Here is a 12,183-nt window from a genome sequence, read left to right on the forward strand (position 1 = left end):
CAGCGTTCGCGATCGATCACGATCAGTATTCGATGTTGGACAGATCGGGGCCGATCCCCGCAGAATCGTTCGCATGACCCCACTCCAGGACACCGCCACCGGCGAGCGGCTCGCTCGCACGGCGCTGCGGCACGTCCTGGAGCCGGCCCGCATCCTGACGGTCCGGCGCAGCGTCGACCTGCTGCGCACGGCCAGCGCGCTCTGTCGCTGAGCTCCCACTCCGGCACCACCTCGCTCGCCTGACGGCGGGCGGCTGTCTGCCGCCATGCCGTAAAGCCTAGTAAATCCATCGGCTTTAAGTATTTCAACGGAGCGTCCATCGATGAGAACCCGCACGCTGACCACCGTCCTCGCGGCCCTGCTCCTGCTGGCCGGGTGCGCGGGCGAAACCACGCCCACCAGCCAGGACGCCACCGCCGCCGGCGGCAGCCTCACCTGGGGCTGGCACCTCCCCTCCACCTGGGACCCGGTGACGTCCACCGTCGGCCAGGACGTGCACGCGCTGTCGCTCGCCTACGCGGCGCTGACCAAGCAGGACGTCGACGGCAACGCGGTACCGGCGCTCGCCGAGGGCTGGGAGTACAACGCGACCGGCGACGAGGTCACCTTCACCCTGCGCGACGGCCTCACCTTCACCGACGGCACGCCGCTGGACGCCGAGGCGGTCAAGGCCAGCCTGCTGCGCGGCCGTGACGCCCCCGACTCCACCATCGGCGCCCAGCTCGGCGTCGTCACCGACATCCGGGTCGACAGTCCCACCGAGGTGACGCTGCTGCTCAACCAGCCCGACTACCAGATCCCGCTGCTGCTGTCGGGCAAGACCGGGATGATCGTCAGCCCTACGGCGGTCGAGACCGATGTCGCCGGGCTCGCGACGCAACCGGCCGGCGCCGGGCCGTTCGCGCTGGATGAATACGTCCCGGCGTCGCACGCGACGCTGCACAAGAACGAGGACTACTGGGACGCGGACGCCATCCTGGTCGACGACTTCGAGCTGCGGGTGCCGCCGGACCCGACCGTCGCGGTCGCGGGCATCCAGTCCGGCCAGTTCGACGTCGCCGTCATCCCGCCGGCGCAGCTCGAGGCGGCCCGGGCGGCCGGGCTCGAGGTCGACGTCATCGACGTTTTCACGGTGCGGGTGCTGGACGTGAACAACACCGTCGAGCCGTTCGACGACCCGCTGGTCACGCAGGCGATCAGCCACGCGATCGACCGGCAGGAGCTGGTCGACGTCGCGTTCTTCGGCGAGGGCGACCCGAACTGGCAGCCGTTCCCGCGCGACTACCTCGCCTGGAACGACGAGCTGGACCAGCTGTACCCGTTCGACCAGGACCGCGCCCGCGAGCTGCTGGCGCAGGCCGGCTACCCGGACGGCGTCGCCGTCACGCTGACCACGCAGGCCGAGAACGACCCGCTGGCCGAGCTGCTGCAGCAGCAGCTCCAGGAGGTCGGCATCGACGTGACGCTGGAGGTCGCGACGCCCGGCGCGAACAACTACGTGACCCGGCAGTACCCGTTCGTCGTCGACAGCTTCTCCGGCCGCGAATCGCCGCTGCAGTCGCTGGAGGTGCTGTTCGGGCCGGAGGGCCTGATGAACCTGGGCCGCAACGCGCCGCCGGAGATCCAGCAGGCCATCGACGTCGCCCGCTCCACCCCGCTGGACGACCCGGGCTACGAGCAGGCCGTCCAGGACGCCGTCGCCGCCGCCGTCACCACCATGCCGAACACGTTCCTGTTCACCTGGCCGCGGATCTTCGCCCGCGACCCGTCCGTGCAGGGCCTCGAGCACTACATCGGCACCCAGCGGTTCGAGGGCGTCACGGTGGGGCGGTGACGGTGTGCGCGCACTCCACGCGGCCGGCCGGGCCGCGCTGATCGCGGTCCCGGTGCTGTTCATCGCCACGTTCATCACGTTCGGGCTGGGCGCGCTGAGCGACCAGAACCCGGCCGCGGCGGCCATGGGCGAGACGGCGACGCAGGCCGACATCGATCGGTTGAACCATGAGTTCGGGCTGGACCGGCCGTTCCTGGAGCGGTACGTGACGTGGATCGGCGACGCGGTCACCGGGGACCTGGGCCGGTCCTGGTTCACCCACATCCCGGTGGCCGAGAGCATCGGGCAGCGGCTGCCGGTCAGCCTGTCGATCGCGGCGCTGGCGCTGCTGCTGGCGGTCGTGCTGGGCGCGGCCGCCGGCATCGGGGCGGCGCTCACCGCGGGCGGCTGGTTCGACCGGGCGGTGACGGCGGTCTGCGCGGCGCTGTCGACGATCCCGGCGTTCGTGGCCGGCATCGCGCTGATCGTGGTGTTCGCCGTGCTGGTCCCGGTCTTCCCGGCCGGCGGGTACGTGCCGCCGTCGCAGGGCGTGGGGCCGTGGCTGACGTACCTGATCCTGCCCGCGGTCGCACTCAGCCTGGACAGCGCCGCCGACCTCGCCCGCCAGCTGCGCACCGGCCTGGTCACGACGCTGCGGGAGAACTACGTCACCGGGGCGGTCGTCCGCGGCCTCGGCCCGCGCCGGGTGGTGTTCGGGCATGCGCTGCGCAACGGCGCCGGCCCGGCGGTCGCAGTGCTCGGGCTGCACGTGCCGCGGCTGATCGGCGGCGCCGTCATCACCGAGACGGTGTTCGCGATGCCGGGGCTCGGGCAACTGGCGACGACCGGCGCGTTGCAGGGCGACGTGCCGGTCGTGCAGGGGACGCTGCTGGTGGCCATCGCGCTGGTGCTGGTGTCCAGCGTGCTGGTGAACGTGGCGCTGGCGCGGCTGCGGCCGGGATCGGTGCGGACGGCATGAGGGCGCTGCGGCTGGCCGTCCGGCAGCGGGCGGCGCGGATCGCGCTGGCGGTGCTCGGCGTCGTCGTACTGCTCATGATCACCGGCGAGTGGCTGGCGCCGTACGACCCGCTGCACCAGGACACGACGGCGATCCTGGCCGGCCCCAGCGCGGAGCACTGGCTGGGCACCGACTACGTGGGCCGCGACGTGCTCAGCCGGCTGCTGGCCGGGTCGCGGCTGTCGGTGATCGCCGCCGCCGAGGCGGTCGGGCTGGGGCTGCTGCTCGGCGTGCTGCCTGGGCTGGCGTCGGTGTACGTCGGCCGGGTCTTCGAGTGGCTGTCGCTGCGGGTGATGGACGGGCTGATGGCGCTGCCGTTCATCATCTTCGCGATCGCCGTGGCGGCGCTGCTGGGCAACGGGCTGCACCAGGCCATGTTCGCCGTCGGCGTGCTGATGGCGCCGTCGTTCTACCGGGTCACCCGGGCCGCGGCGATCGGGCTGCGGCAGGCGCAGTACGTCGAGGCGGCGACGCTGTTCGGCGCCACCCGCTGGCGGGTCGTGCGCACGCACGTCTGGCAGAAAGTGCTGCCGACGGTCGTGGTGACGACGGCGACGGCGATGGCCGGCGCGCTGCTGGTGGTGTCGTCGCTGACGTTCCTCGGCATCGGCGTGCAGCCGCCCGCGCCGACCTGGGGCGGGATGCTGGCCAGCGACCTCGGCTACCTCACCCAGCGCCCGTTCGGCCCGGTCGCGCCGGCGCTGCTGATCATCGTCACCGTCGCCGCGCTCAACGCGCTGGCCGACGCCATGACCGTCGACCCCGCCACCACCCAGGAGGCCCCGGATGCTCTTCGTCGATGACCTGCACCTGAGCACCACCGGCGGCACCGAGCTGGTGCACGGCGTGAGCTTCGCCCTCGCGCCCGGCGAGGCGATCGGCCTGGTCGGCGAGTCCGGCAGCGGCAAGACGCTGACCTGCCGGGCGATCCTGGGCGTCCCGCCGCCGGGCGTCACCGTCAGCGGCGGCACGATCCGGCTGGCCGGCGACGACGTCGCCCACTACTCGCGGCGGCAGTGGGACCGGGCCCGCGGGCCGCGGATCGCCGCCGTCTTCCAGGACCCGGCGTCGTACCTGAACCCGTCGCTGACGGTGGGCCGCCAGCTCGGCGAGGTGCTGCGGGTGAAGAACGGCCTGCACCGCCGGGTCGCCAAGGCGCGCGCCGTCGAGCTGCTGGCGTCGATGGGGCTGCACCGGCCCGAGCACGTGCACGACCAGTACCCGTACGAGCTGTCCGGCGGCATGCTGCAACGCGTCCTCATCGCGATCGCCGTCTCCGGCGACCCGGACCTGCTGATCGCCGACGAGGCGACGACGGCGCTGGACGTCACCGTCCAGGCCGAGGTGCTGAACCTGATCGCGGCGCTGCGGGCCGAACGCCGGCTGTCGCTGCTGCTGGTGTCGCACGACCTCGCCGTCGTGGCGCAGTTGTGCGACCACGTCGTCGTGCTGCGCGATGGGCGGGTGGTGGAGTCCGGGCCGACCCGGCAGGTGCTCGACGACCCCGCCGACCCGTACACCCGCGCGCTGGTCGCCGACCACCGCGAGTACGGCCTGGACCGGCTGGTGGCGCGATGACGGCGGCGCTGGAGGCGGACGGCGTCGAGGTCCGGCTGGGCCGCCGCGCGACGACGCCGATCCTGCACGGCGTCGACCTGACGGCGCGGGCCGGCGAGATCGTCGGGCTGATCGGCGAGACCGGGTCCGGCAAGACGACGCTGGCTCGGGCCGTCGTCGGGCTGGCGCCGCTGCACGCCGGCGCCGTCCGCGTCGACGGCACGCCGGTGTCCGGGCTGCGCGGCGCCGAGCTGCGCCGGTTCCGCCGCGGCGGCCGCGTCCAGTACGTGTTCCAGGACCCGCTGCGCTCGCTCGACCCGGACGTGACGGTGCTGGACTCCGTCGCCGAAGGCTTGGCCGTCCGTGGCGAGGGCCGGGCCGCGGACCGGCGAGCGCGCGCAGTCGCCGCCCTGGAGCAGGTCGGGCTGGACCCGGCGCTCGGCGACCGGCTGCCCGGGCGGCTCTCCGGCGGCCAGCGGCAACGCGTCACGATCGCCCGCGCCCTCGCCGTCGACCCCCGGGTGCTGTTGCTGGACGAGCCGGTCAGCGCGCTGGACGCGGCCAACCGCAACCACGTGCTGCGGCTGCTGGACCGGCTGCGGCGCGAGCGCGAGGTGGCGATCGTGCTGATCACGCACGACCTCGGCTCGCTGGCCGGCATCGCCGACCGGATCGTCGTCCTCTACCGCGGCCGCGTCGTCGAGGAGGGGCCGGCCGCGCGGGTGCTGCTGGAGCCCGCGGACCCCTACACGCAACGGCTGATCGCGTCCGTCCCGAGCATCGACGGACCCCGTCCCATCTACGCAAGGAGTACGAGATGACACTGGAAGTCCTCGGCATGGTCGGCACCAAGGAGGGCTCGGAGAGCCTGGGCTGGCGCCCCGGCCCGGTCGTCGACCCCGCCTACCTGCGCCGGTTCGCGCAGGCGCACGAGCTGGCCGGGTTCGACCGGGTGCTGATCGGGTACAGCGCGTCCTCACCCGACGGGTTCGCCATCGCCGCGAGCGTCCTGCACCGGACCGAGCGGCTCAAGGTGCTGATCGCGCACCGGCCCGGGTTCGTGCAGCCGACGCTGGTGGCCCGCAAGCTGGCCACGCTGGACCACCTGACCGGCGGCGGCCGGGTCGCGATCCACCACATCACCGGCGGCAGCGAGCAGGACCAGCAGCGCGACGGCGACTACGTCGAGAAGGACGCGCGGTACCGGCGCACCGGCGAGTTCATCGAGGTGCTGCGCCGCACGCTCACGTCGGACCAGCCGTTCGACCACGAGGGCGAGTTCTACACGTACACCGGCGCGTTCAGCACGGTGAAGCCCGCGACGCCGGCCGGCATCCCGGTCTTCTTCGGCGGCCAGTCCGACGCCGCGGTCGAGACCGGCGCCCGGCACACCGACGTCTACATGCTGTTCGGCGAGCCGCTGGCGGCGACGGCGGAGCGGATCGCGCTGATCCGGGCCCGCGCCGCCGAGCTGGGCCGGACGGTCGAGTTCAGTCTGTCGACCCGGCCGATCGTCGCCGACACCGAGGAGGCCGCCTGGGCTCGGGCGCGCGAGATCTACGACCAGGCCGTCGAGGTGAAGGAGCGGGCCGGCACCGACGACGGCTGGTGGGGCCCGCGCCGCCGCGGCGGCGAGCGCAACGCCGTCTCGTCGAACCGGCTGCAGCAGCACGCCGCCGCCCAGGACGTGCACGACGAGCGGCTGTGGTTCGGCATCACCAAGCTGTTCGGCCCGACCGGCAACTCGACCGCGCCGGTCGGCACGCCGGAGCAGGTGGCCGAGGCGCTGCTGAAGTACTACGACCTCGGCGTCACGCGGTTCCTCATCCGCGGCTTCGACCCGGTGACCGACGTGCTCCGCTGGGGCGAGGACCTGGTGCCGCTGCTGCGCTCCGGCGCGGCGTCGCGGGCGAAGACGGCGGCGGCATGAGCACCGACGAGGCGAACCGGGTCTGGCACGGGCAGCTGGAGCACGTCCGCGGCGCCGGCCTGTCCAGCGACACCGCGCAGACCGCCGGGATGCGGCGGTTCGAGGCGATCTCCGGCCAGACCGTCGGATCGTCGAAGCTGTGGATGGGCCGCACCGACGTCGCGCCCGCCACGAACTCCGGCGACCACCATCACGGCGAGGCCGAGACCGCGATCTACGTGAAGGCCGGGCACCCGGTGTTCGTCTTCGCCGACGGCGAGCAGGAGATCCGGATCGAGACCGAGCCGGGCGACTTCGTGTTCGTGCCGCCGTTCGTGCCGCACCGCGAGGAGAACCCGTCGCCGGACGAGGAGGCGGTCGTCGTGATCGCCCGCAGCACGCAGGAAGGGATCGTGGTCAACCTGCCCAGCCTGTGGGCGGCGGACGGCGTCGCGGGCGACGCCGAGTGCGCGCCGGAGGCGGGCGCATGAGCGTCGTCGAGGCGGCTCCCGGCGCCGTCGTCGCGTTCGACCCGCCGGCCGGGGTGACGGCGCGGGGGACGGTCGTCGTGCTGCCCGGGCGCGGTGAGCACGGCGGCGTGTACGAGCGGTTCGGCCGGCGGCTGGCCGCCGACGGGTATGTGGTGCGGGCGCTGGACGCCGCGCCGGCGACGGCCGGCACGGGGGCCGAGTCGAGCCGCTGGAGGTCTGCCGTCGGAAACGACCGCAGACCTCCAGCGCGCCGAACGGACCTAGCGGCGGGCGCGGCCGTGGCGGCGGTGCTGGCCGACCCGGGGCTCCCCCGGCCGTACGTCCTGGCCGGCTCGGACAGCGGCGCGGTGCTGGCGCTGGCCGTGGCCGGCCCGCTCGGCGCCGACGCCGTCGTGGTGGCCGGCTACCCGGTCGCCGGCGGAGCGGCCGGGGCCGGGATCGAGGCGCGCACGGCCTGTCCGGTGCACGCCGGCCGGCTCCGGGACGACCCACGGTTCGTGGCCGCGGCGCTGGCCGGCCCGGTGCCGGACGGTGTGCCGCTCGACGCCGTCGGGGTGCCGGTGCTGGCGCTGCACGGCGCCGCCGACACCGTCAGCCCCTACCCCGCCGCCCGGGCCGCGCTGTCCGCCGTCCCCGACCTCGTGCTGGTGACGCTGGCCGACGGCCGGCACGACGCGTTCAACGACCGGTCGCACCGCACCGCCGCGGCACACGTCGTGCTGTTCCTGGAGGACCTGCGCACCGGCGCCGCCGTCGCGGCGTCCGAGCGCCTGTCCTGAACTCGCAGACCGAGGAGGACCCATGTCCGTGAACGCCGACACCTTCCGCAGCGTCTTCCGCCGGTACGCGACCGGGGTCGTGGTGATAACGGCCTCGGCCGGCGGACAGCCCGCCGGGCTGACCGCGACGTCGCTGGCGTCGGTGTCGCTGGACCCGCCGCTGCTGTCCTTCGCGGTGTCGGCGACGGCGTCGGCGTGGCCGTCGTTCGCGGCCGCCGGCTCGGTCGTCGTCAACTTCCTCGACGCGGACCAGCAGCACATCGCGACCCGGTTCGCCACCAGCGGGATCGACCGGTTCGCCGCGCCGACGGCGTGGTCGCGGCTGGCCTCCGGCGAACCCGTGCTCGACGACGCGCCGTCGCACCTGCGGGCGCGGGTGACGCACCGGCTGCCGGTGGGCGACCACGTCATCGTCGTGGCCCGAGTGGTCGACGCCGCGGTGACGGCGGCGCCGGCCACCGCACCGCTCGTCTACCACGCCGGCGCGTACGGCACGGTGGCCAGTCAGGCCGCGGCCAGCACCCGGACGTGACCCTGGGCGCCGTAGTCGAGCAGCGCGCGGTCGGCGGTGACCAGGGTGGCGTTGAGGATGCGCGCGGTCGCGACGATCATCCGGTCGGCGGGATCGCGCGGCAGTTCGCCCGGCAGCCGGGTGCTGGCGACCGAGATCTCCGGGGCCAGCGGGACGATGTGCAGCGCCGGGTGGGTGGCCACGAGGTCCACCCAGGTGCCGATGTCGCGGTAGAGCTGCAGCCGCCCCTTGGCCGCGAGCATCGACACCTCCCACAGGCTGATGGCACACACCTCGACGCCGTACTCGTACGACGCGTTGGTGATGAACTGCCGCAGTTCGCGGGACAACCGCTCGTCACCGGCCAACATCCACACCAGGACGTGGGTGTCGAGCACGATGTGGGTCTTGCCCTCCTCGATCACGGTTGCGCGTCCCACTCCTCGTCGATGGGCGCGATGAGGTCGTCGTAGCGGCCGATCGACCCGGCCAGCGCGCCGAACAACGGCTCCGGCTCGGCGACCGGTACCAGCTGGGCGACCGGCCGCCCTCGTTTCGTGACCGTGATCGGCCGGCGGGTCTGCGCGACCTCGTCGAGCAGTTGAAGGCACACAGCCTTGAACCGGCCGGCCGCGATCTGCGCACCCGAAGGCTCTATGGTCATCGACATGCCCTCATGGTCAGATGAAGTGGTCATGCGGGCAAGTGGATATGTCAGCAGGCTTTGACCCAGGAGCACTCGACGTCGTCGGGCAGCTCGACCGCAGTGATGTCCACGCTGGTCACGCGGGCTGCCTCGGTCTCGGAGTGCAGGGCCAGCCGGACGGCGATGCGGTCCTCCAGGTCGCTCGGCTTGCTGCTGAGGTGGTCGTTGAACACGATCGAGAACACCAGCCGCCGACCGTCGGCGTCGTCGACGTAGCCCGACAGCGCCGACGCGCCCGTCAGCGAGCCGGTCTTGGCGTGCACGTTGCCGGCGGCCGAGGTGCCGGCCATCCGCGAGCGCAGCGTGCCGCCGACCATGCGGTCGGAGGCGCCGGCGATCGGCAGCGCCTCGTACCAGGCGTCGAACCAGGGCCGGTCCTGCGCGGCGACCAGCAGGTCGGCCAGCTCGGCGGCCGGGATCAAGTTGCGCCGGGACAGCCCGGAACCGTCCCGGTTCGCGACGGTGGCGGTGTCGACGCCGTAGTCCGCCAGCTCGGCGCGCAGGACGGCGAGCCCGGCGGACCATGTGCCCGCTCCCGAGACCTCGCGGCCCATCGCCTTGATCAGCACCTCGGCGTGGCCGTTGTTGCTGAGCTTTAGGAACGGCACCATCAGCTCGCTCAGCGGCATCGACTCGTGCTCGGCGACGACGGTGGCGCCGGACGGGGTGACGCCGCGGCCGATGCCACCGGTGACCCGCACCCCCTCGGCCGCCAGCGCCTTGACGAACACGTCGGCGGCGTAGTCAGTGGGCTCCTCGACGCTGGCCCACTCGCTGGCGCCGCTGCCACCGGCCGCGACGGTGCCGGACACGACGATGCGGCCGGTGCCGTGCTCACGCTCGACGGAGACGGCGTTGCGCGTGCCGGTGGTGGCCTCGTTGACGATCGTGACGGCGTCGGTGTGCGGGGTGAGCGTGACGACGGCGGGTGCGCCGGCGGCGGCGCCCGGGTCGACGTTGACGATGACGCTACCGGCGTCGTAGTCGGTATCCGGCGCCACGGTGAGCGCGGAGACCGGCGCGGCGTAGTAGTACGCCTCGTCGTCCCACATCCAGTCGTTGCCGAGCCGGACGTCGTCGAACCAGGTGTCGTCGGCCAGCACCCGACCGGACACCACGCGGACGCCGTCAGCGGCCAGTTGGGCGGCGAGGTCCGCGTAGTCCGACGCGAGCAGCGTCGGGTCGCCGGTGCCGCGCAGGTACACGTCGCCGCGCAGGATCGGCCCGGTCCGCTGCCCGGCCGTCGCGACGGTGGTCGCGAACGTGTGGTCGGGCCCGAGCACGTCCAGCGCGACCGCCGACGTCAGCAGCTTCTCGTTCGACGCCGGCATCAGCCGCTGGTCGCCATCGTGCTCGTACAGCGTCTCGCCGGTCGCGGCGTCGCGCACGACGACCGACGCCTGACCGCCGTCCAGCCGCGGATCGTCGAGGATCGCGTCGAGATCGGCGGCCAGGGGATCGGCGGCCAGGGCGTCGGGTGGAGCCGCCTCCGGCTCCGCCGCCAGCAGGTGTGAGGCGACGTTCCCCGTCACCACCAGCGCGGTAGCGCCGGCGGTGACGGCCAGAGTGCGGGTCCAGGTTGCCATCGGGTCACTCCTCGTGGTCGAGAGCGACACGATGGTCTATACCAGTGCCGGAGTCAAGATCCAATGCGGGCGACGGAACGATTGACGGCGCTGACGATCGCCTTGAGCGACGCCGTGACGATGTTGGGGTCGATGCCGACGCCCCAGAACACCTCGCCGCCGACCGAGCACTCGAGGTACGCGGCCGCCTTCGCGTCGGCGCCGGACGTCAGCGCGTGCTCGGCGTAATCGAGCACCCGGACGTCGTGGCCGATGCTGCGCAGCGCGTCGGTGAACGCGTCGATCGGGCCGTCGCCGCTGCCGTGCAGCACCTGCCGCTCGCCGTCGACGTACACCCCGACCTGCAGGGCGTCGCGCTCCCCCGCCGCCGACGACGTGTGCACCGAGTTCAGCGCCAGCGGCGTCTCGCGCTCGAGGTACTCGGCGCGGAACACCTCGCCCATGCGCGCGGGCTCGACCTCGCCGCCCTCGCCGTCGGTGAGGCCCTGGACGACGCCGGAGAACTCCATCTGCAGCCGGCGCGGGAGGTCGAGCTGGTGCTCGGTCTTCATGATGTAGGCGACGCCGCCCTTGCCGGACTGCGAGTTGACCCGGATGACCGCCTCGTACGTGCGGCCCACGTCCTTCGGGTCGACCGGCAGGTACGGGACCTCCCAGGTGTGGTCCTCGACGGCGACGCCGGCCTCCTTGGCGTCGCGCTCCAGCGCCTCGAAGCCCTTCTTGATGGCGTCCTGGTGGCTGCCCGAGAACGCCGTGTAGACGAGGTCGCCGCCCCACGGGTGCCGCTCCGGTACCGGCAGCTGGTTGCAGTACTCGACCGTGCGCCGGATCTCGTCGATGTCGCCGAAGTCGATCCGCGGGTCGATGCCCTGCGTGAACAGGTTCATGCCGAGCGTGACGAGGTCGACGTTGCCGGTGCGCTCGCCGTTGCCGAACAGGCACCCCTCGACGCGGTCGGCGCCGGCCAGCAGCCCCAGCTCGGCCGCCGCGACGCCCGTCCCGCGGTCGTTGTGCGGGTGGAGCGAGAGGATCATCGACTCGCGGTGCGGCAGGTTGCGGTGCATCCACTCGATGGAGTCGGCGTACACGTTCGGCGTCGCCATCTCGACCGTCGCCGGCAGGTTGACGATCATGCGGCGGTCCGGCGTCGGCTGCAGCACGTCGGCCACGGCGCCGCAGATCTCCGCCGCGTAGTCGAGCTCGGTGCCGGTGTAGGACTCGGGCGAGTACTCCCAGTAGATCTCGGTGCCCGGGGTGATCGCCTCGGCGTACTTCTGCGCCGACCGCGCCCCCGTCGTGGCGATGTCGGTGATGCCGTCGCGGTCGAGCCCGAACACGACGCGGCGCTGCAGGATCGACGTCGAATTGTACAAGTGCACGATGGCCTGCTTCGCGCCCACCAGCGACTGGAAGGTCCGCTCGATCAGGTGGTCGCGGCACTGCGTCAGCACCTGGATGACGACGCCATCGGGGATGTGCTCGCCCTCGATCAGCTCGCGGACGAAGTCGAAGTCGGTCTGGCTGGCGGCCGGGAAGCCGACCTCGATCTCCTTGTAACCCATGCGTACCAGCAGCTGGAACATGCGCATCTTGCGCTCGGCGTTCATCGGGTCGATCAGTGCCTGGTTGCCGTCGCGCAGGTCGACGGCGCACCACTGCGGCGCCTTCTCGATGCGCTTGGTGGGCCAGGTGCGGTCCGGGAGGTCGACGGCGATCTGCTCGTGGAACGGCCGGTAGCGGCTCGCCGGCATACCGGACGGCTGTTGCGTGGGCGGCCAGACGTTGGCACTGCTCATGGCGGTAGAGCTCATGG

At 72.9% G+C, this 12,183-nt stretch carries 14 protein-coding genes; 10 read left to right on the forward strand and 4 right to left on the reverse strand.

Annotated features, from left to right (window positions below; all coding sequences use genetic code 11):
* The first annotated feature begins 73 nt into the window (after positions 1–73).
* From ACW62_RS34175 to ACW62_RS19675, 10 genes are all read left to right on the forward strand, one after another.
* Positions 74–211 (forward strand): hypothetical protein, encoded by a 138-nt coding sequence (locus ACW62_RS34175; protein WP_157524257.1) that lies wholly within the window; start codon positions 74–76, stop codon positions 209–211.
* A gap of 111 nt (positions 212–322) precedes the next feature.
* Positions 323–1,834, forward strand: a complete 1,512-nt coding sequence (locus tag ACW62_RS19635) for an ABC transporter substrate-binding protein (RefSeq protein ID WP_053205789.1) — start codon at positions 323–325, stop codon at positions 1,832–1,834.
* Between the two features lie 4 nt (positions 1,835–1,838).
* On the forward strand, positions 1,839–2,792 hold the full coding sequence (locus ACW62_RS19640; RefSeq protein WP_053205790.1) for an ABC transporter permease: 954 nt from the start codon (positions 1,839–1,841) through the stop codon (positions 2,790–2,792).
* The gene (locus ACW62_RS19645; protein ID WP_083459946.1) at positions 2,789–3,634 is read left to right on the forward strand and encodes an ABC transporter permease; all 846 of its coding nucleotides are present in this window, start codon (positions 2,789–2,791) and stop codon (positions 3,632–3,634) included. The genes ACW62_RS19640 and ACW62_RS19645 overlap by 4 nt, the downstream gene beginning before the upstream one ends.
* The gene (locus ACW62_RS19650; protein WP_053205921.1) at positions 3,618–4,409 is read left to right on the forward strand and encodes an ABC transporter ATP-binding protein; all 792 of its coding nucleotides are present in this window, start codon (positions 3,618–3,620) and stop codon (positions 4,407–4,409) included. The genes ACW62_RS19645 and ACW62_RS19650 overlap by 17 nt, the downstream gene beginning before the upstream one ends.
* Positions 4,406–5,209, forward strand: a complete 804-nt coding sequence (locus tag ACW62_RS19655) for an ABC transporter ATP-binding protein (protein WP_053205791.1) — start codon at positions 4,406–4,408, stop codon at positions 5,207–5,209. Before ACW62_RS19650 ends, ACW62_RS19655 begins: the two co-directional genes overlap by 4 nt.
* Positions 5,206–6,318 (forward strand): LLM class flavin-dependent oxidoreductase, encoded by a 1,113-nt coding sequence (locus tag ACW62_RS19660; protein WP_053205792.1) that lies wholly within the window; start codon positions 5,206–5,208, stop codon positions 6,316–6,318. Before ACW62_RS19655 ends, ACW62_RS19660 begins: the two co-directional genes overlap by 4 nt.
* The gene (locus ACW62_RS19665; protein ID WP_053205793.1) at positions 6,315–6,788 is read left to right on the forward strand and encodes a cupin domain-containing protein; all 474 of its coding nucleotides are present in this window, start codon (positions 6,315–6,317) and stop codon (positions 6,786–6,788) included. Before ACW62_RS19660 ends, ACW62_RS19665 begins: the two co-directional genes overlap by 4 nt.
* Positions 6,785–7,567, forward strand: a complete 783-nt coding sequence (locus tag ACW62_RS19670; RefSeq protein WP_083459972.1) for an alpha/beta hydrolase — start codon at positions 6,785–6,787, stop codon at positions 7,565–7,567. Before ACW62_RS19665 ends, ACW62_RS19670 begins: the two co-directional genes overlap by 4 nt.
* Before the next feature lie 22 nt (positions 7,568–7,589).
* On the forward strand, positions 7,590–8,099 hold the full coding sequence (locus tag ACW62_RS19675; RefSeq protein WP_053205795.1) for a flavin reductase family protein: 510 nt from the start codon (positions 7,590–7,592) through the stop codon (positions 8,097–8,099).
* Here the strand turns inward: ACW62_RS19675 and ACW62_RS19680 are convergent.
* The 4 genes from ACW62_RS19680 to leuA are packed head-to-tail and all read right to left on the reverse strand — an operon-like array spanning position 8,072 to position 12,181.
* The gene (locus ACW62_RS19680; RefSeq protein WP_205629475.1) at positions 8,072–8,503 is read right to left on the reverse strand and encodes a type II toxin-antitoxin system VapC family toxin; all 432 of its coding nucleotides are present in this window, start codon (positions 8,501–8,503) and stop codon (positions 8,072–8,074) included. The two genes, ACW62_RS19675 and ACW62_RS19680, sit on opposite strands and share 28 nt — an antisense overlap.
* Positions 8,500–8,748, reverse strand: a complete 249-nt coding sequence (locus ACW62_RS19685) for a type II toxin-antitoxin system Phd/YefM family antitoxin (RefSeq protein WP_053205796.1) — start codon at positions 8,746–8,748, stop codon at positions 8,500–8,502. The genes ACW62_RS19680 and ACW62_RS19685 overlap by 4 nt, the downstream gene beginning before the upstream one ends.
* 44 nt (positions 8,749–8,792) lie before the next feature.
* The gene (dacB, locus tag ACW62_RS19690; protein ID WP_053205797.1) at positions 8,793–10,370 is read right to left on the reverse strand and encodes a D-alanyl-D-alanine carboxypeptidase/D-alanyl-D-alanine endopeptidase; all 1,578 of its coding nucleotides are present in this window, start codon (positions 10,368–10,370) and stop codon (positions 8,793–8,795) included.
* A gap of 53 nt (positions 10,371–10,423) precedes the next feature.
* Entirely contained in the window at positions 10,424–12,181 is a 1,758-nt protein-coding gene (leuA, locus tag ACW62_RS19695; protein WP_053205798.1) for a 2-isopropylmalate synthase, read from the reverse strand.
* Positions 12,182–12,183: the final 2 nt, after the last annotated feature.

Origin of the sequence: Jiangella muralis (assembly GCF_001270745.1) — a bacterium.
Classification (GTDB): Bacteria; Actinomycetota; Actinomycetes; order Jiangellales; family Jiangellaceae; genus Jiangella; species Jiangella muralis.

Coding starts and splice junctions, on each gene's coding strand:
- ACW62_RS19685 (WP_053205796.1), bottom strand. CDS start 8,748: ATGTCGATGACCATAGAGCCTTCGGGTGCGCAGATCGCGGCCGGCCGG.
- ACW62_RS19655 (WP_053205791.1), top strand. CDS start 4,406: ATGACGGCGGCGCTGGAGGCGGACGGCGTCGAGGTCCGGCTGGGCCGC.
- dacB (WP_053205797.1), bottom strand. CDS start 10,370: ATGGCAACCTGGACCCGCACTCTGGCCGTCACCGCCGGCGCTACCGCG.
- ACW62_RS19665 (WP_053205793.1), top strand. CDS start 6,315: ATGAGCACCGACGAGGCGAACCGGGTCTGGCACGGGCAGCTGGAGCAC.
- leuA (WP_053205798.1), bottom strand. CDS start 12,181: ATGAGCTCTACCGCCATGAGCAGTGCCAACGTCTGGCCGCCCACGCAA.
- ACW62_RS34175 (WP_157524257.1), top strand. CDS start 74: ATGACCCCACTCCAGGACACCGCCACCGGCGAGCGGCTCGCTCGCACG.
- ACW62_RS19675 (WP_053205795.1), top strand. CDS start 7,590: ATGTCCGTGAACGCCGACACCTTCCGCAGCGTCTTCCGCCGGTACGCG.
- ACW62_RS19650 (WP_053205921.1), top strand. CDS start 3,618: ATGCTCTTCGTCGATGACCTGCACCTGAGCACCACCGGCGGCACCGAG.
- ACW62_RS19645 (WP_083459946.1), top strand. CDS start 2,789: ATGAGGGCGCTGCGGCTGGCCGTCCGGCAGCGGGCGGCGCGGATCGCG.
- ACW62_RS19660 (WP_053205792.1), top strand. CDS start 5,206: ATGACACTGGAAGTCCTCGGCATGGTCGGCACCAAGGAGGGCTCGGAG.
- ACW62_RS19635 (WP_053205789.1), top strand. CDS start 323: ATGAGAACCCGCACGCTGACCACCGTCCTCGCGGCCCTGCTCCTGCTG.
- ACW62_RS19670 (WP_083459972.1), top strand. CDS start 6,785: ATGAGCGTCGTCGAGGCGGCTCCCGGCGCCGTCGTCGCGTTCGACCCG.